Raw genomic sequence first — 23,974 nt, 5'->3', positions numbered from 1 at the left:
TTTTTTCAATGAATACAGGTACTCGTTCGGAGCCTGATGCGGCCGAGCGGTTCTTTGGAGGTATGGCCCCCGCCAGCCGCCAGACCCTGCGCCGCTCCATCGTCCTGCGCTTCGGCTGCTACCTCACCCTGCTGGTGTCCCTGGCCCTGGCCGGCATGTTCAGCGCCCTGCTGTTCGCCGACTACTCGCACCAGGACGCGGCGGTGATCAACCAGGCCGGCTCGCTGCGCATGCTCAGCTACCGCCTGGCCCTGGAACCCTCGGCGGAAGGCCGCCAGGCGCTGCGCCGGACCCTCGGCGAACGCCTGGAAAGCAGCGAGATCGCGCGCCTGCTGCAACGCGCCGACGCCGACGACCCGCTGCGCCACCAGCACCAGCTGCTGCGCCTGGAACTGGCCAGCCTGGACGTCGCCCAGACCCCGGCCCTGGCCACCCTCGACACCCTGGTCGGGCACATCGACGCCTTCGTCGGCACCCTGCAGCGCAACGCCGAGCAGCGCTCGCAGATGCTCAGCACGGTGCAGGGCCTGTGCCTGTTCCTCAGCCTGCTGGTGGTGTTCGTCAGCCTCTACGACCTCAGCTACCACGTGGTCGGCCCGCTGCGCGAGCTGACGCAGACCGCCCGCCGCCTGGGCCGCGGCCAGCTGGAGGCGCGCGTCAGCTACAGCGGCGAGGACGAGCTGAGCCAGTTGGGCGAGCGCTTCAACCAGATGGCCGAGGAACTGCAGGGCATCTACGGCGAGCTGGAAGCGCGGGTGGCGGACAAGACCCGCGCCCTCTCCCACAGCCACCAGCGCCTGGAACTGCTCTACGCCAGCGCCCGCCGCCTCGGCCAGGACCCCTACGACGAGCGCAGCCTGCGCCCGCTGCTGGGCCAGCTGGAGCAGGTGCTGCAGGCCGGCAAGGTGACCCTCTGCCTGAACAAGGACGGCGTCGAGCGCGCCTACAACTCGCTGACCCCCAGCGGCGCCATCGCCGACTTCTGCCTGCAGGGCGACTGCGGCACCTGCCGCACCCGGGCCGACAGCTGTGGCGAGGGCGGCGGCCTGCAACCACTGCTGATGTTCCCCCTGGCCAGCGGCGAACACCGTTTCGGCGAGCTGTTCGTGGAAGCCAGCGGGCGCCTGGAAGACTGGCAGGCGCAATGCATCGCGGCCTTCTGCGACAACATCGCCCGCACCTTCGCCCTGACCCTGCAGCAGGAGCAGGAAAGCCGCCTGGCGCTGTTCGCCGAGCGCAGCACCATCGCCCGCGAGCTGCACGACTCGCTGGCGCAGTCGCTGTCGTACCTGAAGATCCAGGTCAGCCGCCTGGGCACCCTGCTCAAGCGCGAGGCGCCGGCGCAGAAGATCGACGAGACGCTGGACGAGCTGCGCGAGGGCCTCAACAGCGCCTACCGCCAGCTGCGCGAGCTGCTCACCACCTTCCGCCTGAGCCTGGAGCGCTCCAGCCTGGCGGTGGCGCTGGAGGACACGGTGCGCGAGTTCGCCGAGCGCGGCGAGCTGACCATCGAGCTGGACAACCGCCTGGCGCACATCCCGCTCAACCCCAACGACGAGATCCACCTGCTGCAGATCGTCCGCGAGGCGCTGTCCAACGTGGTCCGCCATGCCCACGCCGACTGCGCGCGGGTGGTGCTGGCCGAGGACGAGGACGGCCAGGTGCTGGTCAGCATCGAGGACGATGGCGTGGGCCTTGACCCAACGCAGAACCGCAACGGCCACTATGGGCTTAGTATCATGCGCGAACGCAGCCAGACCCTCGGCGCCGAGTTCCACATCGCCCCGCGCGAGCCGCGCGGCACCCGCGTCAGCCTGAGCTTCCAGCCACACCCCCTGTCCCAACGTCAGCGCGAGGAGTCCACCCCATGACTGCCAGCCCCACCGACGATCGAGCCCGCATCCTGCTGGTGGACGACCACCCGATGATGCGCCGCGGGGTGATCCAGCTGCTGGAGTTCGAGGACGACCTCAGCGTGGTCGGCGAGGCCGGCAGCGGCGAGGAAGCCCTGCGCCTGGCTGCCGAGCTGGACCCGGACATGATCCTGCTGGACCTCAACATGAAGGGCATGAACGGCCTGGAAACCCTGCGCGCGCTGCGCGAGAACGGGGTGGACGCGCGCATCGTGGTGTTCACCGTGTCCGACGACCGCGGCGACGTGATCAGCGTGCTGCGCGCCGGCGCCGACGGCTACCTGCTCAAGGACATGGAGCCCGAGCGCCTGCTGGAGCACATCCGCCAGGCCGCCACCGGCCAGCTCAGCGTCAGCCCGCAACTGACCCAGGTGCTGGCCCAGGCCCTGCGCGGCGACGAACACCCCAAGCGCCTGGAAGACCTGACCGACCGCGAACGGCAGATCCTCCGCCAGCTCGCCCAGGGCTTCAGCAACAAGATGATCGCCCGCAAGCTGGACATTACCGAAGGCACGGTGAAAGTCCACGTCAAGCGCGTGCTGCACAAACTGGGCATGCGCTCGCGGGTGGAAGCGGCGGTGTGGGCGGTGGAGAACCGCCTGGGTTGAAGGACCGGCGCGATTCGCGGATAAGATCCTACGCAACCCCGTCTACGCCATTCCCCTGTAGGAGCGCGCCCTGCGCGCGATTCGCGGGCAGGGCCCGCTCCTACAATTGGCGTATAACCGCGAACGGTTATACGCCCTACGCTCCCGGGAAGCACGGTCGTAGGAGCAACTGTCTTGCGCCGAGGTGCTCTTCGTAGGATGGGTTGAGCTTGCGATACCCATGCTGCCGTGGTGATGGGTATCGCTTCGCTCAACGCCATCCTACGAAAAGCCGTGCTTCCTGGCACCGTAGGACCTTGTCCGCGATGGCCGGAACCACCGGCGCGATTCGCGGATGAGATCCGCTCCTACGCCGCCCCACCCACGCCACTCCCTTGTAGGAGCGCGCCCTGCGCGCGAATCGCGGGCAGGGCCCGCTACAATTGGCGTATAACCGCGAACGGTTATACGCCCTACGCTCCCGGGAAGCACGGTCGTAGGAGCAACTGTCTTGCGCCGAGGTGCTCTTCGTAGGATGGGTTGAGCTTGCGATACCCATGCTGCCGTGGTGATGGGTATCGCTTCGCTCAACGCCATCCTACGAAAAGCCGTGCTTCCTGGCACCGTAGGACCTTGTCCGCGATGGCCGGAACCAACGGCGCGATTCGCGGATAAGATCCGCTCCTACGCCACCCCACCCACGCCACTCCCTTGTAGGAGCGCGCCCTGCGCGCGAATCGCGGGCAGGGCCCGCTCCTACAGGTTACCGGGAGGTACGGTATTCCTCCTCCGTAGGAGCGGACCTTGTCCGCGATAACCGGACATACCGGCGCGATCCGGGGCCCCATGTAAAACCCTCATACCTCCACAGGAGTAGCCGTCAGCACGAATTGACGCAGGTCATGTCGCCGCGCCTGGCCGCCGCCGGACACTGCGCACTCACTGCGCGGAGGTCGTCATGCACCCGAAGTCCCAGTTGCCCCTCGTGTATTCCTGTTCCGGCTGTTCCAACCTGGCCCAGTTGGCCAACGACCTGGCCCTGCGCCTGGACCGCGACGGCCTGGCGGAGATGTCCTGCATCGCCGGCGTCGGCGGCGACGTGCCGCCGCTGGTGAAGAAGGCCTGCTCCGGCCGGCCGATCCTCGCCCTGGACGGCTGCCACCTGCACTGCGTGCGCGGCTGCCTGGCGCGCCATGGGGTGATCCCGGCGCACGCGCTCACCCTCACCGACTACGGGCTGCGCAAGCGCTACGGCGAAAGCAGTTCGCTCGACGATTTCGAGATGCTCTACGAGGAACTGCAGTTCCTCCTGCTCAGCAGCGCCTGAGCATCGCCTCAGGCCTGCTGCGCCTGCACGCCGCGGGCGGCGCGCTGCAGGCCGTTCCACAGCCACGGCGGCAGGCTGTCGGGGTCGAGGCTGTCGATCAGGTTCTTCAGCGCCAGGCCCAGTTCGGTGTCGCCCTCGATCACCAGGCGGCGGCGGAAGAACAGGGTGTCGGGGTCCTCCTGGCGCCCGGCCAGCAGCAGGAAGTCGCGCCAGCCGCCGCGGATGGTCACGCTGGGCACCGGGCCCTCGGCCAGTTGCAGGCCGTTGCGGCCGCGGGTGAGGTTCCAGCCCAGGCCCAGGTCGCTCACCTCCAGGCGCAGCCAGTGGCCCTCCAGCAGGTCGAAGTCCCCAGCCGCCAGGGGCGCTGCGAACAGGCGGTTGGCGGCGCGTTGCAGCACCGCCCGCTGCAGCGGCGCGGGCACCCGCGCGGCCAGCGGCAACAGGCGTTCGGCGGCGCGCAGGGCGCCGGTTTCGAGATTCAGCACAGGTTCACCTCATCGCTGCGCAGCATGCCGGGGCGGCCATGCCAGTAACCGTTGCAACCTTCCACCGCCAGCGGCGGCGCGGCGCCGCGGCGCACCCGGTCGAAGGCCTGGACCACTTCCACCATGCCCTGCGCCCGCGGGCTCAGGCGCAGCATGTCGGCGCCGCAGTCGCGCAGCGAGGCGTAGTCGGCCAGCAGGTTGCCCGGCTCGCCGGACATCGTCTGGATGCCGTTGAGGGTGAACAGCGGCGCGCCTTCCTGGCTGAGCATCGACATCCCCTCCGGGTAGTTCTGGCAGCAGAACTGGCAGTCGTCCTTGGGCCGGTTCTCCGCGCGGGCGGTGAAGCAGCGCGCGGAGTACGCCAGGGGCAGGTGGCCGTAGGCGAACACCTCGGTTTCCAGGTCCTCCAGGCCCAGCTCCCGGGCCTGCTCCAGCACCGCCAGCACCTGCTCGCCGGAGCATTCCACCGGCGGCACCCAGCGGCGCAGGCCGCAGCCGTGCAGTTCGGCCAGGGCATGGCCGTTGTACAGGTTCAGCGCCGGGCCGCCGACGAATTCGACGCCCAGGCCGTGCAGTATCTGCACCGCGCCCATGTCGTTGGCCTCCACCCGCAGCTCGCCGTTGCCGCACAGCCGGCGCAACGCCGACAGTTCGGAGGCCGCCTCGATCAGCGCCAGCCCCGAGAGGAGGATTTCCGCCCCGCTCTGCTGCGCCAGCTCGCGGCCCAGGCCCTGCCAGTCGTCCAGCGACAGGGCGCGGCGCTTGGAGCACACGGTCTCGCCGAGGTAGATGGCGTCCAGCGGCTGTTCGGCCATCTGCGCGTAGAAGTCCAGGAGTGTCCGGCGGTCCCAGTAGAACAGCACCGGCCCCAGGCTGAGTTTCATCAGGCTTTCCCTCACTGCCAGGAACGATGGTAGGCGCCCAGGGTGGTCTGGTGGCCTTCGGAAAGTTTCTCCAGCGCGGCCTGCCACTGCGCCTGCGGCTGGTAGCGCTCCGGCGCGCGGCGCCAGCTGTCCAGCGCCTGGCGCCAGACGCGGGTGACCTGCTCGACATAGGCCGGGCTGCGCTGGCGGCCCTCGATCTTCACCGCCGCCACGCCGATCTGCGCCAGCTGTGGGATGAGGTCGATGGTATTGAGGCTGGTGGGCTCCTCCAGGGCATGGAAGCGCTGGCCGTCGACCACGAAGCGGCCCTTGCAGAGGGTCGGGTAGCCGGCCGGCTCGCCCGGCGCGTAGCGGTCGATCAGCACTTCGTTCAGGCGCGAGGTCAGCCCCTCGGGCTCCTCGCTCCAGCGCACCGCCTTGGCCGGCGAGCAGACGCCGCAGAGGTTCGGCGACTCGCCGGTGACGTAGGAGGACAGGTGGCAGCGCCCCTCGGCCATGATGCACAGGCTGCCGAAGGCGAAGACTTCCACCGGCACCGGGCTGTTCGCCGCCACCTGGCGCACCTGGGCCAGCGACAGCACCCGCGGCAGCACCGCGCGGCGGATACCGTAGCGCTCGTGGTAGAAGGCCAGCGCCGCGACGTTGGTCGCCGAGCCCTGCACCGACAGGTGCAGCGCCAGCTCCGGATGGCGCCGCGCGGCATAGCCGAGCACCGCGCAGTCGGCGGCGATCAGCGCGTCCACGCCCAGTTCGGCGGCGTGGTCCACCGCCCGCTGCCAGCGCGGCCAGCCGGCGGCGCCGGGGTAGGTGTTGACCGCCAGGTAGAGTTGCCGGCCGGCCGCGCGGATCAGCCCCAGGCCCTCCTGCAGCTGGCGGTCGTCGAGGTTCAGCCCGGCGAAGTGGCGGGCGTTGGTGTCGTCGCGGAAACCCACGTAGATGGCGTCGGCGCCTTCGCGCAGCGCCGACTTGAGGGCGGGCAGGCTGCCCGCCGGACATACCAGTTGCATGCTTCCCCCTGTGCATGGAACGGCCGCCGCGCCTCGGCGAGGCCGGCGGCCAGGGCTGACGTCAGCCGTACAGTTCGCTGAACGGCAGGTAGGCCACGGGCTCGCCGGCGGCGAGGGTACGCCCCGCCTCCACCACCGCCAGGCCGTCGGCCCAGCTAGCGGCCAGCAGCATCGCCGAGCCCTGCTGCGGGTGGATTTCCACCCGGCTGGCGCCGCTGGCGTCGGTGGCCAGGCGCGCCCGCAGGTACTGGCGGCGCTTGTTCGGCTGCGGCCAGGCGAAGGCCGCCGGCAGGTTCAGCGGCGCCAGCGCGGTCTCGGCCAGCCCCTGAGCGCGGCGCAGGAAGGGCCGCGCCGCCACCAGGGCGGTGACCAGCGCCGCCGCCGGGTTGCCCGGCAGGCCCAGCCAGGGCTTGCCGGCCACGCTGCCGAAGGCCAGCGGCTTGCCCGGCTGCATCGCCAGGCGCCACAGGTGCAGTTCGCCGAGGGCGCCGACCGCCTGCTTGAGATGGTCGCGCTCGCCCACCGAGACGCCGCCGCTGCTGATCAGCACGTCGCATTCGGCGGCGGCCAGTTCCAGGGCGTCGCGGCTGGCGGCCAGGGTGTCGACCAGCACTTCGTATTCCTGTACGTCCAGGCCCCATTGGCGCAGCAGGGCGCCGAGGCTGAAGCGGTTGGCGTTGTAGATCTGCCCCGGCGCCAGCGCCTGGCCGGGCTCGCGCAGTTCGTCGCCGCTGCTCAGCAGGCATACGCGCAGGCGCCGGTACACCGGCACCCGTGCCTGGCCCACGGCGGCCAGCAGGCCCAGCTCCTGGGGCCGCAGGCGGAGTCCGGCACGCAACAGCGGCGCGCCCTGGCGCAGTTCCTCGCCACGGCGGCGCACATGGCTGCCCAGCGCGACCGACGGCAACCACACGCGGTCGCCCTCGGCCCGGCAATCCTCCTGGGCCACCACGCTGTCGGCCCCCGGCGGCAAGGGCGCGCCGGTGAAAATGCGCACGGCGCAGCCCGCCGGCAACGCCTGGTCGCCCGCCTCGCCGGCGGCGATGCAGCCGGCCAGCGCCAGGCTGCCGCCGCCCGCCGGCACGTCGGCCGCGCGCAGGGCGTAGCCGTCCATCGCGCTGTTGTCCCAGTGCGGCAGGTCGCAGGGGGCTTCCAGGTCGCTGGCCAGCACCCGGCCAAGGGCGTCGGCCAGGGCCACGGACTCCACCGCCGGCGGCGCCGGGGCGCGCGCCAGCAGCTCGGCCAGGGCCTCGTCCACCGGTTTCAGGCCGTGGCCGTCACAGCCGCAGCCGCTCATGACCGGCTGCCGCAGGCACAGGCGCCGCCGCCGCAACCGCCCTCGGGCCTGGGCGGGGTCTTCAGGTGCGGCACGAAGTTGCACGGCCGGGTGCGGCTGTCCAGCTGCGCGGCGAGAATTTCCCGCCAGGCGGTGCGGCAGGCGCCGGGCGAGCCGGGCAGGCAGCAGACCAGGGTGCCGTTGGTGACGCCGGCCAGGGCCCGCGACTGGATGCTGGAGGTGCCGATCTCGCCCAGGGAGACCTGGCGGAAGAGTTCGCCGAAGCCCTCGACGCGCCGCTCCAGCAGCGGCTCGACGGCCTGCGGGGTGTTGTCGCGGGCGGTGAAGCCGGTGCCGCCGGTGATCAGCCCGACCTGGATGCGCGGGTCGGCGATCCAGGCGCAGACCACCGCGCGGATCTGGTGGATGTCGTCCACCACCAGGCGCCGCTCGGCCAGCACGTGGCCGGCCTCGCGCAGGGCGTCGGCCAGGGTCTGGCCGGAATCGTCGGTTTGCAGGGTGCGGGTGTCGCTGACGGTCAGCACGGCGATCTGCAGGCTCTGGAAGTCCTGCGTGGCCAGGTGGCTCATGGCTGCCTCCGGGGAAGGATGAGACTGCGGCCAGCCTGCGCCTCGGCGGCTGGCCTGCCCATTCCTCGGAAGAGGTAGCGCGACTATTTGTCCCAGCGCTGCGCCGCGGCCTGGTCGCTGCAGCGGCCTTCCACCCAGCGCGGGCCTTCGGCGGTGTCTTCCTTCTTCCAGAAGGGCGCGCGGGTCTTGAGGTAGTCCATGACGAAGTTGCAGGCGTCGAACGCCGCCTGGCGGTGGGCGCTGGCGGTGCCGACGAAGACGATGGGCTCGCCCGGCTCCAGGCGGCCGATGCGGTGGAGAATTTCCAGGCGCAGCAGCGGCCAGCGCTCCCGGGCCTGCCCGGCGATCTTCTCCAGGGCCCTCTCGGTCATGCCCGGGTAGTGTTCGAGGAACATGCCGCCGACCTCGCGGCCGTCGTTGAAGTCACGCACGTAGCCGACGAAGCCGACCACCGCGCCGATGCCGACGTTGGCGGCATGCAGCGCGTTGACCTCGGCGCCGGGGTCGAAGGGGCTTTCCTGGACGCGCACGGCCATGGCCTCAGCCTCCGGTGACGGTGGGGAAGAAGGCCACCTCGTCGCCATCGGCGAGGGGCTCGTCGAGGGCGCACAACTCCTGGTTGCGCGCGCACATCAGGTTCTGCTCGGCCAGCACCTGCCAGGCGCCGCCGCGTTGCAGCAGGTGTTCGCGCAGGCCGTCGACGCTGGCGAAGGCCTCGCTCCAGCCCAGCTGCTCGCCGTCCAGGCCGAGGGCCTCGCGGTAACGGGCGAAGTATTGCACGCGGATCATCGGCCCTCCTCCGCACGGTAGTGGCCGCTCTTGCCGCCGAGCTTCTCCAGCAGGCGCACGCCCTCGATGGTCATGCCCTTGTCCACGGCCTTGCACATGTCGTAGATGGTCAGCGCGGCGACGCTGGCGGCGGTCAGCGCCTCCATCTCCACGCCGGTCTGCCCGGCCAGCTTGCAGCGCGCCTCGATGCGCACGGCGTCCTCGCCGTCGGCCTGCAGCTCGACCTTGACGCTGGTGAGCAGCAGCGGATGGCACAGCGGGATGAGTTCATGGGTGCGCTTGGCCGCCTGGATGCCGGCGATGCGCGCCACGGCGAAGACGTCGCCCTTGGGGTGGCCGCCGTCCTGGATCAGGCGCAGGGTTTCCGGGCGCATGCGCACCCGCGCTTCGGCCACGGCTTCACGGGAGGTCACCGCCTTGTCGGTGACGTCGACCATGTTGGCGCGGCCCTGGGAATCGAGATGGGTGAGCAAGGAAAGTCTCCGGATGGAACGAGCGATGGCAACCAGTGTACGCCCTGGATGGGCCGTGGGGGGCCTGGCGAGAGGTGAAAAAGGAGGGGGGATTGTATACAAAAAGAGGTAGGGCGGGTCGGACGCTGGAATGGTGGCGGAGTCCGTCACCCTCACCCCAACCCTCTCCCAGAGGGAGAGGGGGCTGTCCGGAGCGCACGGAAAGCCCGTGGCTCCCTGCACCTGTACTGCCGGCTGACTGCGTGGCCCCCCGTTCTGCCCAACGGTCCCCTCTCCCGCTTGCGGGGGAGGGTTAGGGAGGGGGTGCGGAGTCCAGGCCAAACGCTGGAGCAGCGGCGAAGTCCGTAACCCTCTCCCCAGCCCTCTCCCTGAAGGGAGAGGGAGCCGTCCGTGCCGGCTGGGAGAGCGGCTTTAGCCGGAAATTACGGTGGGGCCGGCTGACTGCATGGCCCCCCGTTCTGCCCAACGGTCCCCTCTCCCGCTTGCGGGGGAGGGTTAGGGAGGGGGTGCGGAGTCCAGGCCAAACGCTGGAGTGGCGGCGAAGTCCGTAACCCTCTCCCCAGCCCCCTCCCTGAAGGGAGAGGGGGCCGTCCGTGCCGGCTGGGAGAGCGGCTTTAGCCGGAAATTACGGTGGGGCCGGCTGACTGCCTGGCCCCTCGTTCTGCCCAACGGTCCCCTCTCCCGCTTGCGGGGGAGGGTTAGGGTGGGGGTGCGGAGTTCAGGCCAAGCGCTGGAGTGAAAGCGAAGTCCGTAACCCTCTCCCCAGCCCTCTCCCTGAAGGGAGAGGGGGGCTTTCCGTGCATCGGGGAAGGTATCGAGTACTCCGGCCAGCCCAGCAGGAGCCTGGCCGGTTCCGCGTTTACAGATGCGCCTCGGCGAACTCCGCCAGCACCGAGCGCGGTACCCCTTGCAGGGTCACGTGCACGCCGTGGGGGAAGTCCTTGAAGCGTTCGGTCAGGTAGGTCAGGCCGGAGCTGGTGGCCGACAGGTAGGGGGTGTCGATCTGCGCCAGGTTGCCCAGGCAGATCACCTTCGAGCCATTGCCCGCGCGGGTGATGATGGTCTTCATCTGGTGCGGGGTGAGGTTCTGGCATTCGTCGATGAGGATCAGGCTCTGCTGGAAGCTGCGGCCGCGGATGTAGTTCAGCGATTTGAACTGCAGCGGCACCTTGCTGAGGATGTAGTCGACGCTACCGTGGGTGCATTCGTCGTCCGAATGCAGCGCTTCGAGGTTGTCGGTGATGGCGCCCAGCCAGGGTTCCATCTTCTCGGCCTCGGTGCCGGGCAGGAAGCCGATGTCCTCGTCCAGGCCCTGCACGCTGCGGGTGGCGATGATACGCCGGTAGCGCTTGGTGACCATGGTCTGCTCGATGGCCGCGGCCAGGGCCAGGATGGTCTTGCCCGAGCCGGCGGCGCCGGACAGGTTGACCAGGTGGATGTCCGGGTCGAGCAGCGCGTACAGCGCCAGCGACTGGTACAGGTCGCGCGGGCGCAGGCCCCAGGCCTCCTGGTGCAGCAGCGGCTCCTGGTGCAGGTCGAGGATCAGCAGTTCGTCCTGCTGGATGCCCTTGATCCAGCCGACGAAGCCCTGCTCGTCGACGATGAACTCGTTGATGTGCACCGCCGGCAGGTTGTCGGTGAGCTGCACGCGGTGCCAGGTGCGGCCATGGTCCTGGCGCGTCTCGACCTTGCTGACGCGGTCCCAGAACGAGCCGTTCAGCGAGTGGTAGCCGCGCGGCAGCAGGGCCACGTCGTCGATCAGCTGGTCGGTGTGGTAGTCCTCCGCCGCCACCCCGCAGGCGCGCGCCTTCAGGCGCATGTTGATGTCCTTGGTGACCAGCACCACCCGGCGGCTGCTGTTGCGGCTCTGCAGCTCGACCAGCTGGTTGATGATCTTGTTGTCGTTGAGGTGCTCCGGCAGCCAGGTGATCGGCTCGGCGCGCTTGCTCATGAGGATCGACAGGCTACCGCAGGGGCCGCTCTTGCCGCGCTGGATGGGAACCCCGTCCTCCACCTGCTCCGGGCTCGCCTCGCCCAGCACCTGGTCGATCAGGCGGATGGCCTGGCGGCATTCGGCGGCGACGGAGTGTTTACCGGTCTTGAGCTTGTCGAGTTCCTCCAGCACCGTCATCGGGATGGCGACGTGGTGTTCCTGGAAGTTGAGCAGGGCGTTGGGATCGTGGATCAGAACGTTGGTGTCGAGGACGTAGAAGATCGGCTGGGTGGTGCTGGAACGTCCGTGGTCATCCATACGCGTGTCACCTCATTCTGGGGGCGTTACGACGGAATGCCGTGACAGCGCTCCGCCGTGCGGTGAGACGCCGGCTCTCGATGCCGGGGCTCGAGAGAGGTGCAAGCAAGGGACGGGCCGGGGCCGCCACCTGTCTGCAGGGTTCGGCGGTCTACGGCTCCAGAAATACAGGAAAAATTGTGACGGTAGAAAGTCTTTTTCCTTATCAGGCGAATTTTTTTCGCCGGCTGACGAAATACCTTGGCGCGGCTGCGTTACGGCGCTAATTTTATTAATCCGATCATCGGCTTATCCGCGCCCGACGGTCTCTCCGCGCCCCTCTTCATTGGCCCCGCCTATCGTCCCCATGGGTGGAGCCGGCCCCGGCAACTCCCTACAATCGCCCGACGCTTCGAGGAGACCGCACGATGCTGATGGTGATTTCCCCCGCCAAGACCCTGGACTACGAGACCCCGCCGGTCACCGACCGCCACACCCTGCCGCTGCACCTGGACGATGCCCAGGAGCTGATCGGCGTGCTGCGCGAGATGACCCCGGCGCAGATCGGCAGCCTGATGAGCCTGTCGGACAAGCTCGCCGGCCTGAACGCCGCGCGCTACGCCAGCTGGCACCCCGACTTCAGCCCGGCCAACGCCAAGCAGGCGCTGCTGGCCTTCAAGGGCGACGTCTATACCGGCCTTGCCGCCGAGGACTTCGACGCCGCCGACTTCGACTTCGCCCAGCGCCACCTGCGCATGCTCTCCGGCCTTTATGGCGTGCTGCGGCCGCTGGACCTGATGCAGCCCTACCGCCTGGAGATGGGCACCAAACTGGCCAACGCCCGCGGCGCCAACCTCTATGAGTTCTGGGGCGAGCGCATCAGCGCCTGGCTGAATCAAGACCTCGCCGAGCAGGGCGACGCCGTGCTGCTCAACCTGGCCTCCAACGAATACTTCGCCGCGGTGAAGCGCAAGGCGCTGGACGCCCGCATCATCGACACCGAGTTCAAGGACCTGAAGAACGGCCAGTACAAGATCATCAGCTTCTACGCCAAGAAGGCCCGCGGCCTGATGGCGCGCTACGTGATCAAGGAGCGCCTGACCGACCCCGAGGGCCTGAAGGACTTCGACTACGCCGGCTACCGCTTCGCCGCCGAGGAGTCCTCCGCCGACCGCCTGGTGTTCCTGCGCGACCACCCCGACGCCTGACCTGCCCCCGAAAGTGGCGGCCAAACGGCCGTCACGCCCCCTCCCCCGCTACCGTCGATCCCCCTCCAGCCCCCATGTGCCGCCGAATTACCCACACGGCGAAGATGGTCAAGGCTACCGTTCGTCGGCAACAGCCAAGACATTGAAAAAATTTTTCTCGCTCCCGCGCGCCATCACCACGGCAGAAAAGCGCCTTTTTTGCCATCGCGCATGTAATCCATTGGCCATTAAAAGCACCCCGCCATTACATGCAATTCACGATTGCAAGTTGCACGAAACACCTTGAAACACCCTCCCCGACATCCTGAACGGCAGCTGAACGAAGTGTAAAACGGCTGAATCACCGCGGAACTTTTTCCAATCATTGCATTTTGCAAGTCCGCCAAAAACGACAGTCGTGTTTCAGCTTGATATCAAAAGCGCCTTATTTGATGGCGATTGGATATTTAATTCCGACCACTCCTCAGGATGGGTGGCAGGAACTATCGAGCGGCCTCGAACATCCTACTTCCGCAACGCCCATCATGGGTTTGTTGCCCATAACCAGGTTTTTCGAAAACGCATCGAGCGCTGCTCGAGGGACTCGTTCAACCTGAATAATTTCAATGAGTTATGAAATTAATGCAGAACTCCAAAGCAAACTTTAGTGCATCAGAAGAGTGCAATTAGTTCTAACTTTGCAATCACCCTGAAACATTAAAGTGCATGCCGCGGAACTCTGCCCGAATTGAGTGCAGAAAATTCGAGTCACTCACGGACTGCCTGAAGCGGCGCGCCTGACAGGGGCGCCGCAGCAAAAGGGAATTGGCCAGAAGGCCAACTTTTAACAGCTCGACAAAGCAGAGGTGAATACGATGCGTATCAGCATCTTTGGTCTTGGCTACGTCGGTGCAGTATGCGCCGGTTGCCTGTCCGCCCGTGGTCACGAAGTGATCGGCGTGGACGTTTCCACCACCAAGATCGACCTGATCAACCGCGGCAAGTCGCCCATCGTCGAACCGGGGCTGGAGCCCCTGCTGGAACAGGGCATCAGCACCTCGCGGCTGTCGGGCACCACCGACTTCAAGCAGGCGGTGCTGGACAGCGACGTCTCCTTCATCTGCGTCGGCACCCCGAGCAAGAAGAACGGCGACCTGGACCTGGGCTACATCGAGAGCGTCTGCCGCGAGATCGGCTACGCCATCCGCGAGAAGGCCGGCCGCCACACCGTGGTGGTGCGCAGCACCGTGCTGCCGGGCACCGTGAAGAACGTGGTGATCCCGATCATCGAGGACTGCTCGGGCAAGAAGGCCGGGGCCGACTTCGGCGTGGGCACCAACCCCGAGTTCCTGCGCGAGAGCACCGCGATCAAGGACTACGACTTCCCGCCGATGACCGTCATCGGCGAGCTGGACGCCCAGACCGGCGACCTGCTGGAGGAAATCTACCGCGAGCTGGACGCGCCGATCATCCGCAAGTCCATCGAAGTCGCGGAGATGATCAAGTACACCTGCAACGTCTGGCACGCCGCCAAGGTCACCTTCGCCAACGAGATCGGCAACATCGCCAAGGCCGTCGGCGTCGATGGCCGCGAGGTGATGGACGTGGTCTGCCAGGACCGCAAGCTGAACCTGTCGCGCTACTACATGAAGCCCGGCTTCGCCTTCGGCGGCTCCTGCCTGCCCAAGGACGTGCGCGCCCTCACCTACCGCGCCGGCCAACTGGACGTCGAGCACCCGATGATCGGCTCGATCATGCGCAGCAACGCCTACCAGGTGCAGAAGGCCTTCGAGATCATCACCGCCCACGGCAGCCGCAAGGTCGGCCTGCTCGGCCTGTCGTTCAAGTCCGGCACCGACGACCTGCGCGAGAGCCCGCTGGTGGAGCTGGCCGAGATGCTCATCGGCAAGGGCTACGAGCTGCAGATCTTCGACCGCAACGTCGAGTACGCCCGCGTCCACGGCGCGAACAAGGAGTACATCGAGTCGAAGATCCCCCACGTCTCCTCGCTGCTGGTCTCCGACCTCGACCAGGTGGTGAAGACCTCCGACGTGCTGGTGCTGGGCAACGGCGACGAGCTGTTCGTCGACGTGGTGAACCAGGCGCCGCAGGGCAAGAAGGTGGTCGACCTGATCGGCTTCATGTCCCACGGCTCCGACGAGCGCGCCGAAGGCATCTGCTGGTAAGCGCCGCCGGCTCTTCGCAGGAGCGAGCCTGCTCGCGAACGCTCTTCCCGGCGCTACCGGTGCCGGGGCGGTTCGCGAGCAAGCTCGCTCCTACGGGAGCCCACCTGTTCCCACGAAGCCAAGACGCGACTGACGGACCTGACCATGGACGCATACAAACGAGCCCTCGGCGAAGCCACCGGCTGGCTGGCCTTCCTCTGCCTGCTGATGGGCCTGGCGCTGATCGTGCCCCCCACGGTGTTCGACCCCAATGCCCGCGACTTCCTGCTGATCATCGGCGCGGTGGGCATCTGGCGTTATTCCATGGGCGGTCTGCACTTCCTGCGCGGCATGCTCTTCCTCCACGTCGTCTACCCGCACTACAAGCGGCGCCTGCGCAAGCTCGGCAAGGCGGCGGACCCGTCCCACGTGTACCTGATGGTCACCAGCTTCCGCATCGACGCCATGACCACCTCCATGGTCTACCGCTCGGTGATCCAGGAGGCCATCGCCTGCGGCTACCCGACCACCGTGGTCTGCTCCATCGTCGAGATGTCCGACGAGGTGCTGATCAAGCAGCAGTGGCAGAAGCTCAACCCGCCCGCCCACGTGAAGCTGGACTTCGTGCGCATCCCCGGCACCGGCAAGCGCGACGGCCTGGCCCACGGCTTCCGCGCCATCTCCCGGCACATGCCCGACGAAGGCTCGGTGGTGGCGGTGATCGACGGCGACACCGTGCTCGAACCCGGCGTGGTTCAGGCCACGGTGCGCTGGTTCAAGCTGTTCCCCCAGGTCGGCGGCCTGACCACCAACGAATTCTGCGAGGTGCAGGGCGGCTACGTGATGAGCCAGTGGCACAAGCTGCGCTTCGCCCAGCGCCACATCAACATGTGCTCCATGGCTCTGTCCAAGCGCGTGCTGACCATGACCGGGCGCATGTCGGTGTTCCGCGCCGCGGTGGTCACCGACCCCGACTTCATCGCCGACGTCGAGGCCGACCACCTGGACCACTGGCGCCTGGGGCGCTTCCAGTTCCTCACCGGCGACGACAAGTCCAGCTGGTACAGCCTGATGCGCCTGGGCTACGACACCTTCTACGTGCCGGACGCTGCCATCAACACCGTCGAGCACCCGCCGGAGAAGAGCTTCGTCAAGGCCAGCCGCAAGCTGATGTTCCGCTGGTACGGCAACAACCTGCGGCAGAACTCCCGCGCCCTGGCCTTGGGCCCGCAGCGCCTGGGCTGGTTCACCACGGTGGTGCTGTTCGACCAGCGCCTGTCCATGTGGACCTGCCTGCTGGGCCTGGTGGCGGCGATCATCGCCAGCATCAAGTACAGCATCACCTTCCTGCTGGTGTACCTGCTGTGGATCGGCATCACCCGCCTGATCCTCACCCTGCTGCTGTCGCTGTCCGGCCACCCGATCGGCCCGGCCTACCCGCTGATCCTCTATTACAACCAGATCGTCGGCGCCCTGGTGAAGATCTACGTGTTCTTCCGCCTCGACCAGCAGTCCTGGACGCGCCAGAGCACCAAGCTCGACCGGGGCCTGAACAGCTACCAGCGCTGGTTCAACACCTGGTCCTCGCGCGCCATGACCTTCTCTGCCGCCAGTGTGTTCGTCGCCGTACTCCTGACGATCGTATGACCCCTTGAGCAACCGGCCCGCGGCCGATCCGACCCGTTTCGAACATAGGACCGACTTCATGAATACCGCCGTCAACGTCAACGTCGTGCACGAATCCGAAGCCCAGCGCCAGCACGCGCGGGTCAAGCTGCCCGCGCGCATCCGCTACATCGGCGCCAACCGCGAGGGCGTCGACGCAAGGCTCTTGGACCTTTCCGCCGGCGGCTTCGCCTTCACTGCCAGCGGCGCGCCGATCCAGGTCGGCGACATCCACAAGGGCAAGCTGCTGTTCCAGATCGACAGCATCAGCTTCGCCCTGGAAGTGGAGTTCCAGGTGCGCTCCTTCGACCCGGACAGCCGCCGCACCGGCTGCGAGTTCCAGCACCTGAAGCCGCGCGAGGTCGCCGCCCTGCGCTACCTGATCACCGCGTACCTGGCCGGCGAGGTGGTCAGCGTCGGCGACATGCTCAACACCCTGCAGCGCGAGAACTTCACCAAGGCCCGCAAGCACGGCGGCGCCGGCGGCGGCATGGGCTTCTTCGGGCGCATCCGCGCGGTGACCCTGAGCACCGCCATCTTCGTGGTCGGCGTCGGCGCCTTCGCCTTCATCCTCAACCAGCTGTACAACCTGTACTTCGTCACCCATGCCGACTCCGGCGTGGTCAACATCCCCGCCCAGCAGATCACCATGCCCCGCGAGGGCACCGTCGACAGCCTGGTGCAGATGGACGCCGAAGTGGCCAAGGGCGCGCCCATCGCCACCTTCTCCACCAGCCTGCTGGACCTGCTCAAGGGCAACCTGTCCGACGAGCAGCTCAACCCCGGCAACATCGAGAAGCTCTTCGGCCACCAGCTCAAGGGCACCCTCACCAGCCCCTGCGACTGCCGGGTGATCGAACAACGCGTCGCCAACGGCCAGTACGCCAACAAGGGCGACGTGATCTTCACCCTGGCCCCGCGCGACGCCAGCGCCACCGTCGAGGCGCGCTTCGCCTACCGCAACGCCGCCGAACTCTCGCCGGGCACCCTGGTGCACTTCCAGGTCGCCGGCGACAGCGAAGTGCGCAGCGGCCGCATCCTGCGCACCGCGCCGGTGGACGGCGACCTGTCGTCGGAGATCCGCGCGCAGATCCAGCCCGAGCAGCCGCTGGACAGCCAGCTCGCCGGGCGCCCGGCGGAAGTCAGCATCGGCGGCCTGCCCGGCCGCACCCTGCTGAACAAGGCCATGGCCATGGCCACCGCGCGCTGAGGACCCAAGCATGAACGCCATCGCCCACCATCCGCTGCGCGGCGCCGCCCTGGCCCTGGCCATCGGCCTGGCCGCCGGCTGCGCCGGCCTGCCGGACCAGCGCCTGGCCGACGAAGCCATGGCCCGCGGCGACATCGCCACCGCCCAGGCCAACTACCAGGCCCTGGCCACCCTCGGCTACACCGACGCGCAGATCGGCCTGGCCGACATGCAGGCCGCCAGCGGCGACAGCGCGGCCCAGGCCAAGGCAGAGAAGCTCTACCGCGACGCCGCCGAGACCTCGCCGCGGGCCCGAGCGCGCCTGGGCAAGTGGCTGGCGGCCAAGCCCGGCGCCACCGACGCCGAGCACCGCGAGGCCGAGCAGTTGCTCAACCGCGCCTTCAACGAGGGCGAGGACAGCGCCCTGGTGCCGCTGATCGTGCTCTACCTGCAGTACCCGCAGGCCTGGCCGGGCGTGAACCCGCAACAGCGCATCGACCAGTGGCGCGCCCAGGGCCTGCCCCAGGCCGACCTGGCGCAGATCATCCTGTACCGCACCCAGGGCACCTACAACCAGCACCTGGGCGAGATCGAGCAGGTCTGCCAGCGCTGGCTGACGCGCATGGACGTGTGCTGGATGGAGCTGGCCACCGTCTACCAGGTGCAGGGCAACGCCGACAAGCAGAAGGCCCACCTCGACCGCCTGCGCGCCGCGCACAAGGCCGGCCGGGTGCCGCCGGAGCGGGTGGAATCGGTGGCCCAGGTGCTGGCCGACGCCGACCTCGGCAAGCCCGACCCGCAGACCGCCCAGGCCCTGCTCAACGAACTGGCGCCGACCTACCCCGCGGCCTGGGTCGACCTGGCCAAGCTGCAGTACGACTACCCCGAGCTGGGCGACGTCGAGCAGATGCTCGACTACCTGAAGAAGGCCCAGGACGCCGCCCAGCCGCGCGCCGAGCTGCTGCTCGGGCGCCTGTACTACGACGGCAAGTGGATGCCCCAGGACCCGCAGAAGGCCGAGCAGCACCTGCTCAAGGCCGCCGCCAGCGAACCCCAGGCGCACTACTACCTGGGGCAGATCTACCGCCGCGGCTTCCTCGGCAAGGTCTACCCGCAGAAGGCCGCCGACCACCTGCTGATCGCCGCCCGCGCGGGCCAGGCCAGCGCCGACATGGCCCTGGCCCAGCTCTGGTCGCAAGGCCGCGGCGTACAGCCCAACCGCGTCAACGCCTATGTCTTCGGCACCCTGGCGCAGCGCCAGCAGATACCCCAGGCCGGCGACCTGATGAGCGAACTGCAACCGCAGCTGCAGCCGGCCGAACTGAGCCAGGCGCAGCAGTTGCTCAAGCGCGAGGAACAGGCCCGCGGCGCCAACTGGCAGGCCACCGTCAGCCTCATGCAGAACGAACAGGAACAAGAAAGCCTATGAAGCGCCCCGACCCGACCTCCGCCCCGCTGTTCCAACCGATCCGCCTGGCCCGCGCCATCCGCCGCGCCCGGCTGTTCCCGGCGATGCTCGGCGCCGGCATGAGCCTGGCCGGCACCCTGTTCGCCGCCGGCGCCTGGGCCGACGACACGCCGCCGAAGAACTACGGCATCGACATCAAGATCACCGCCGAATCCGAGGACGACCGCGACCTGGGCACCGCCCACGGCGGCGACCTCAACGGCATCGGCATCGACCTGCGGCCCTGGGCCTTCGGCCAGTGGGGCCAGTGGAGCGCCTACGTGATGGGCCAGGCGGTGGCCGCCACCGACACCATCCAGACCGACACCCTGCAGTCCGACGAAGTCGACGCCAGCGGTCGCGACAGCGGCGACAACAAGCGCGAGCCGGACGACGCCTACCTCGCCCTGCGCGAATTCTGGGTGGACTACGCCGGCCTCACCCAGTACCCCGGCGAGCACCTGCGCTTCGGCCGCCAGCGCCTGCGCGACGACAGCGGCATGTGGCAGGACACCAATATCGAGGCGCTGAACTGGACCTTCGACACCACCCTGCTGCGCGCCCACCTGGGCGCCGCCCAGCGCTTCTCCGAGTACCGCACCGACATCACCGACCTGGCGCCGGAAGACGAGGACCGCACCCACGTCTTCGGCGACATCTCCACGCAATGGGCGCCGCACCACTGGGTGGGCCTGCGCCTGCACCACAGCGATGACAGCGGCAGCCTGCCGGATGCGGGCGAAACCATCGACTCGCTGGACAAGCGCTCCACCGGCGACCTCACCTGGGTGGGCATCGAAGCCAACGGCGATGGCTACAACTACCGCTCGCAGATGCCGCTGAACTACTGGGCCAGCGCCACCTGGCTGAGCGGCAACCGCGACCGCCTGACCAGCGCCGCGGTGGACGGCGAGCGCGTGGCCACCGGCAAGCAGAGCGGCGACGTCAACGCCTACGGCGTCGACCTGGGCCTGCGCTGGAACATCGACGAGCAGTGGCGCGCCGGCGTCGGCTACGCACGCGGCAGCGGCGGCGGCCACGACGGCGAGGACCAGTACGAACAGACCGGCCTGCAGAGCAACCGCTCCAACTTCACCGGCACCCGCGCCCGCGTGCACCGCTTCGGCGAGGCCTTCCGCGGCGAACTCTCCAACCTGCAGGACGCCACCCTGTTCGGCGCCTGGCAGCTGCGCGACGACTACGACGCCAGCGTCGTGTACCACAAGTTCTGGCGCGTGGACGGCGACTCGGACATCGGCAACAGCGGCATCACCGCGCCCCTGGAGAACAACTCCAAGGACATCGGCCAGGAAGTCGACCTGGTGGTCACCAAGTACTTCAAGCAGGGCCTGCTGCCCGCCTCGATGAGCCAGTACATCGACGAGCCCTCGGCCCTGGTGCGCTTCCGCGGCGGCGTCTTCAAGCCCGGCGACGCCTACGGCAGCCACGTCGACTCGACGATGCACCACGCCTTCGTCGATTTCATCTGGCGCTTCTGAGGATCAGGGCGATGCGAGCTGGCAGTCACTGGTTCCCCGCGTTCGCGGGGATGACGGAAAACCCCTCCCGCGTGCGAACGGGCACGGGGAGCGCGGGGGTTCGCATCCCCCGCCCGGCGACCGTCACTCCCGCGCACGCGGGGGCCCAGCGCCTTCCGGCTCCACGCCCACAGGGAGAACCCACCATGAACCGCCATCCGCTACCCCTGGCCGCCCTGCTGCTCGGCGGCCTGCTGGCCGCCACGGGCCCCGCCTGGGCCTCGACCCCGGCGGCCAACGCCAAGGACGCCGAGGCCAGCGAGCAGCCCTCGCCGGCCAACCAGCCCGGCCACGTCCAGGGCCTCAAGGAAACCGGCAACTACACGGTCACCGCGCTGCCCGAGGGCCCGCTGCACCTGGCCCCGCCGAAGCTGCCCGACCTCTCCGGCTACACCGCCGAGGCGGTGGCGAAGAAGATCGTGCGCAAGCCCGGCGGCAAGGCCGTGGTGCAGCGCATGGTGCAGCAGCAGCCGCTGAAGGAATTCACCGGCGGGCAGAACCGCCTGGCCGAGTGGGTCAAGCGCCAGCGGCAAATGCCCCAGGCCATCTTCATCGAGGGCGGCTACGTCAACCTCGCGCAGCTGGCCGGCAAGCTCGGCAAGGCGCTGGAGCAGGTAGAACCCGGCGTGTTCGTCGCCCGTCTGCCCATCGTGGTCAGCCAGGGCGCGACCCTGGAGATCGACGGCAAGGTCAGGGAACTGCGCCTGTCCCAGGACCGCGGCGCCTTCCTGGTCAACGACGGCAAGCTGTTCGTGCGCGATACCAAGGTCACCGCCTGGAACGAAGCCCGCGGCGAGCCGGCCTGGTTCAAGAGCCCCAACGAGTTCCGCCCGTTCCTGGTGTCCTGGGGCGGCGCCGAGGCCTACCTGGTGAACAGCACCTTCACCAGTTTCGGCTACAACGCCTCCAAGGCCTACGGCATCTCCATCTCGCAGTACAGCCCGGGCATGGACAAGACCATGAAGCGCCCGCGGCCCAAGGGCTGGGTGATCGGCTCCACCTTCGTCGACAACTGGTACGGCTTCTACTGCTACGAGGCCGACGACCTGGTGGTGCGCGGCAACACCTACCGCGACAACGTCATCTACGGCATCGACCCGCACGACCGCTCGCACCGCCTGATCATCGCCGAGAACACCGTGTACGGGACGAAGAAGAAGCACGGCATCATCGTCTCGCGCGAGGTCAACGACAGCTGGATCTTCCGCAACAAGACCTACGACAACCACCTCTCCGGAATCGTCCTGGACCGTAACTCCGAACGCAACCTGGTGGCCTACAACGAGGTGTACCGCAACCACTCCGACGGCATCACCCTGTACGAGAGCGGCGACAACCTGATCTACGGCAACCAGGTGCTGGGCAACCGGCGCCACGGCATCCGCATCCGCAACAGCGTGAACATCCGCCTGTACGAGAACCTCGCCGCCGGCAACAAGCTGATCGGCGTATACGGGCACATCAAGGACCTGTCCAACACCGACCGCAACATCGACCTCGACCCCTTCGACACCAAGGTGTCGCTCATCGTGGTCGGCGGCAAGCTGGTGGGCAACGGCTCAGGTCCCTTGTCGGTGGATTCGCCGCTGTCGCTGGAACTCTACAAGGTGGCCATGCTCGGCCCGACCAAATCCTCCGGCATCAGCTTCAACGGCGTGCTCGGCGAGAAGCAGGACCAGATCCTCGACCTGCTCGTGCGCCAGCAGCGCGCCGTGCTGATCGACCCCGTGGAAAGCCAGGCCGAACTGCAGAATTGAGGACCCGTACCATGACCATCCGCCCCCATCGTCTGCTGCGCCTGTCGACTCTGGCCGCCGGCCTGCTGCTGGCCCACGGTATTCTTGCTGCGGGCGCCGCCGGTGCCGCCGACGCCGGCGCGCCGACCTACAGCGCCCTGCCCGCCGCCGGCCTGTGCCCGGCCGCGGCCGACGACAAGGCCTACAACACCAAGTACCTGGGCTTCTTCACCCACCTGGTGCCGGCCCAGGAAGACTGGCTGTTCCGCACCACCTACGACCTGCGCACCGACTTCGGCACCACGCCCGAGGGCTGGCGCGAACTCAAGGCGCTGCGTGAGGCGCTGGAGCGCCGCGGCGTCGAGCTGATGGTGGTCTACCAGCCCACCCGCGGGCTGATCAACCGCGAGAAGCTCAGCCCCGAGGAGAAGGCCTCGTTCGACTACGAACTGGCGAAGAAGAACTACCTGGCGACCATCGCCAAGTTCCGCGAGGCCGGCATCTACACCCCCGACTTCTCGCCGCTGTTCGACGAGAAGGAAGCCCACCCCTACTACTTCAAGGGCGACCACCACTGGACGCCCTACGGCGCCATGCGCAGCGCCAAGATCGCCGCCGAGACGCTGAAGCAGATGCCCGCCTATGCCGACATCCCGAAGAAGGAATTCGAAAGCAAGCGCGTGGGCCTGCTGTCCAAGCTCGGCACCTTCCACAAGGCCGCCGCGCAACTGTGCGGCAGCAGCTACGCGCCGCAGTACGTCGACCGCTTCGAGACCGAGCCGGTGGGCGACAGCGGCGGCGGCGACCTGTTCGGCGACGGCGGCGACCCGCAGGTGGCGGTGGTCGGCACCTCCAACAGCGGCCCGGCGTACAACTTCGTCGGCTTCCTGGAGCAGTACGGCAAAGTCGACATCCTCAACAACGCCGTCTCCGGCGGCGGCTTCGACAGCTCGCTGCTGGCCTACCTGACCAGCAAGGAATTCCACGACAAGCCGCCGAAGATCCTGGTCTGGGAATTCGCCACCCACTACGACATGGCGCAGAAGAGCTTCTACCGCCAGGCCATGCCCCTGGTGGCCAACGGCTGCGCCGAGCAGAAGGCCGTGCTCAGCCGCAAGGTCAAGCTGCACGCCGGGCGCAACGAGGTGCTGCTCAACAGCGCGGCGCTGCCGATCCGCAGCGGCAGCTACACCGCCGACGTCACCTACAGCGACCCGGGCATCCACGAGTTGAAGAACACCGTCTGGTACATGAACGGCCGCCGCGAGCAGCTGAAGATCGAGCAGTCCAAGGCCGTCGACACCGGCGGGCGCTACGTCTTCGAACTGCGCAACGACGAGGACTGGCCGGACCAGCAGTTCCTCTCCCTGGAGATCGAGGCGCCGGACGACATGCCGGCCGGCCTCGAGGTCGAGGCGAAGCTGTGCCAGACCCCGCAGATCAAGGCCACCGCCAGTACCGTGGCCGGGAGGTAATCCATGTCCAT

General features: G+C 68.2%; 20 protein-coding genes. 11 read left to right on the top strand and 9 right to left on the bottom strand.

Annotated features, from left to right (window positions below; genetic code table 11):
* The first annotated feature begins 8 nt into the window (after positions 1 to 8).
* The 3 genes from PM1_RS05450 (at position 9) to PM1_RS05440 (ending at position 3,827) form a co-directional block, all read left to right on the top strand.
* The gene (locus tag PM1_RS05450) at positions 9 to 1,871 is read left to right on the top strand and encodes a histidine kinase (protein WP_009616102.1); all 1,863 of its coding nucleotides are present in this window, start codon (positions 9 to 11) and stop codon (positions 1,869 to 1,871) included.
* A complete protein-coding gene (gene narL / locus PM1_RS05445; RefSeq protein WP_009616101.1) occupies positions 1,868 to 2,521 on the top strand; it encodes a two-component system response regulator NarL in 654 nt (217 codons plus the stop codon). The genes PM1_RS05450 and narL overlap by 4 nt, the downstream gene beginning before the upstream one ends.
* A gap of 937 nt (positions 2,522 to 3,458) precedes the next feature.
* Positions 3,459 to 3,827, top strand: coding sequence for a putative zinc-binding protein (locus PM1_RS05440; protein ID WP_009616100.1), 369 nt, complete (start codon positions 3,459 to 3,461; stop codon positions 3,825 to 3,827).
* A gap of 8 nt (positions 3,828 to 3,835) precedes the next feature.
* On the opposite strand, the gene ubiT is transcribed toward PM1_RS05440, so the two are convergent.
* The 9 genes from ubiT to PM1_RS05395 all read right to left on the bottom strand — a co-directional run bounded on the left by ubiT (position 3,836) and on the right by PM1_RS05395 (position 11,582).
* Positions 3,836 to 4,312: a ubiquinone anaerobic biosynthesis accessory factor UbiT gene (gene ubiT / locus PM1_RS05435; RefSeq protein ID WP_009616099.1), complete on the bottom strand. Its 477-nt coding sequence runs from the start codon at positions 4,310 to 4,312 to the stop codon at positions 3,836 to 3,838.
* A complete protein-coding gene (locus PM1_RS05430; RefSeq protein ID WP_009616098.1) occupies positions 4,306 to 5,196 on the bottom strand; it encodes a U32 family peptidase in 891 nt (296 codons plus the stop codon). The genes ubiT and PM1_RS05430 overlap by 7 nt, the downstream gene beginning before the upstream one ends.
* Before the next feature lie 11 nt (positions 5,197 to 5,207).
* The gene (gene ubiU, locus PM1_RS05425) at positions 5,208 to 6,203 is read right to left on the bottom strand and encodes a ubiquinone anaerobic biosynthesis protein UbiU (RefSeq protein WP_009616097.1); all 996 of its coding nucleotides are present in this window, start codon (positions 6,201 to 6,203) and stop codon (positions 5,208 to 5,210) included.
* Between the two features lie 61 nt (positions 6,204 to 6,264).
* Positions 6,265 to 7,500: a molybdopterin molybdotransferase MoeA gene (locus tag PM1_RS05420; RefSeq protein ID WP_009616096.1), complete on the bottom strand. Its 1,236-nt coding sequence runs from the start codon at positions 7,498 to 7,500 to the stop codon at positions 6,265 to 6,267.
* The gene (moaB, locus tag PM1_RS05415; protein WP_009616095.1) at positions 7,497 to 8,069 is read right to left on the bottom strand and encodes a molybdenum cofactor biosynthesis protein B; all 573 of its coding nucleotides are present in this window, start codon (positions 8,067 to 8,069) and stop codon (positions 7,497 to 7,499) included. The genes PM1_RS05420 and moaB overlap by 4 nt, the downstream gene beginning before the upstream one ends.
* 83 nt (positions 8,070 to 8,152) lie before the next feature.
* On the bottom strand, positions 8,153 to 8,605 hold the full coding sequence (gene moaE / locus PM1_RS05410) for a molybdopterin synthase catalytic subunit MoaE (RefSeq protein ID WP_009616094.1): 453 nt from the start codon (positions 8,603 to 8,605) through the stop codon (positions 8,153 to 8,155).
* 4 nt (positions 8,606 to 8,609) lie between these two features.
* A complete protein-coding gene (locus PM1_RS05405) occupies positions 8,610 to 8,858 on the bottom strand; it encodes a MoaD/ThiS family protein (RefSeq protein WP_009616093.1) in 249 nt (82 codons plus the stop codon).
* Entirely contained in the window at positions 8,855 to 9,331 is a 477-nt protein-coding gene (moaC, locus tag PM1_RS05400; RefSeq protein WP_009616092.1) for a cyclic pyranopterin monophosphate synthase MoaC, read from the bottom strand. The genes PM1_RS05405 and moaC overlap by 4 nt, the downstream gene beginning before the upstream one ends.
* A gap of 859 nt (positions 9,332 to 10,190) precedes the next feature.
* Entirely contained in the window at positions 10,191 to 11,582 is a 1,392-nt protein-coding gene (locus PM1_RS05395) for a PhoH family protein (protein WP_009616091.1), read from the bottom strand.
* A 407-nt stretch (positions 11,583 to 11,989) separates the two neighbouring features.
* Between PM1_RS05395 and yaaA the strand changes: the two genes are divergently transcribed.
* The 8 genes from yaaA to PM1_RS05355 all read left to right on the top strand — a co-directional run bounded on the left by yaaA (position 11,990) and on the right by PM1_RS05355 (position 23,963).
* Positions 11,990 to 12,769 carry a peroxide stress protein YaaA gene (gene yaaA / locus PM1_RS05390; RefSeq protein WP_009616090.1) on the top strand — a complete coding sequence of 260 codons (780 nt, stop codon included), beginning with the start codon at positions 11,990 to 11,992 and terminating at the stop codon, positions 12,767 to 12,769.
* An 854-nt stretch (positions 12,770 to 13,623) separates the two neighbouring features.
* Complete coding sequence (gene algD / locus PM1_RS05385) at positions 13,624 to 14,934, top strand: GDP-mannose 6-dehydrogenase (protein ID WP_009616089.1); 1,311 nt, start codon at positions 13,624 to 13,626, stop codon at positions 14,932 to 14,934.
* Between the two features lie 144 nt (positions 14,935 to 15,078).
* Complete coding sequence (gene alg8, locus PM1_RS05380) at positions 15,079 to 16,560, top strand: mannuronan synthase (RefSeq protein WP_009616088.1); 1,482 nt, start codon at positions 15,079 to 15,081, stop codon at positions 16,558 to 16,560.
* A 58-nt stretch (positions 16,561 to 16,618) separates the two neighbouring features.
* Positions 16,619 to 17,788, top strand: a complete 1,170-nt coding sequence (locus tag PM1_RS05375; protein WP_009616087.1) for an alginate biosynthesis protein Alg44 — start codon at positions 16,619 to 16,621, stop codon at positions 17,786 to 17,788.
* A gap of 10 nt (positions 17,789 to 17,798) precedes the next feature.
* Positions 17,799 to 19,196 carry an alginate biosynthesis TPR repeat lipoprotein AlgK gene (gene algK / locus PM1_RS05370; RefSeq protein WP_009616086.1) on the top strand — a complete coding sequence of 466 codons (1,398 nt, stop codon included), beginning with the start codon at positions 17,799 to 17,801 and terminating at the stop codon, positions 19,194 to 19,196.
* An 83-nt stretch (positions 19,197 to 19,279) separates the two neighbouring features.
* Entirely contained in the window at positions 19,280 to 20,713 is a 1,434-nt protein-coding gene (locus tag PM1_RS05365; RefSeq protein WP_043300301.1) for an alginate export family protein, read from the top strand.
* 185 nt (positions 20,714 to 20,898) lie between these two features.
* Entirely contained in the window at positions 20,899 to 22,509 is a 1,611-nt protein-coding gene (gene algG / locus PM1_RS05360) for a mannuronan 5-epimerase AlgG (RefSeq protein ID WP_009616084.1), read from the top strand.
* 11 nt (positions 22,510 to 22,520) lie between these two features.
* The gene (locus tag PM1_RS05355) at positions 22,521 to 23,963 is read left to right on the top strand and encodes an alginate O-acetyltransferase (RefSeq protein ID WP_009616083.1); all 1,443 of its coding nucleotides are present in this window, start codon (positions 22,521 to 22,523) and stop codon (positions 23,961 to 23,963) included.
* Positions 23,964 to 23,974 lie beyond the last annotated feature (11 nt).

Source organism: Pseudomonas sp. M1, assembly GCF_022760135.1.
In the GTDB taxonomy this organism is placed as follows: domain Bacteria; phylum Pseudomonadota; class Gammaproteobacteria; order Pseudomonadales; family Pseudomonadaceae; genus Pseudomonas; species Pseudomonas citronellolis.
The sequence above is the reverse complement of the archived record's forward strand: the minus strand, read 5'-3'. Positions and strand labels throughout refer to the sequence as shown.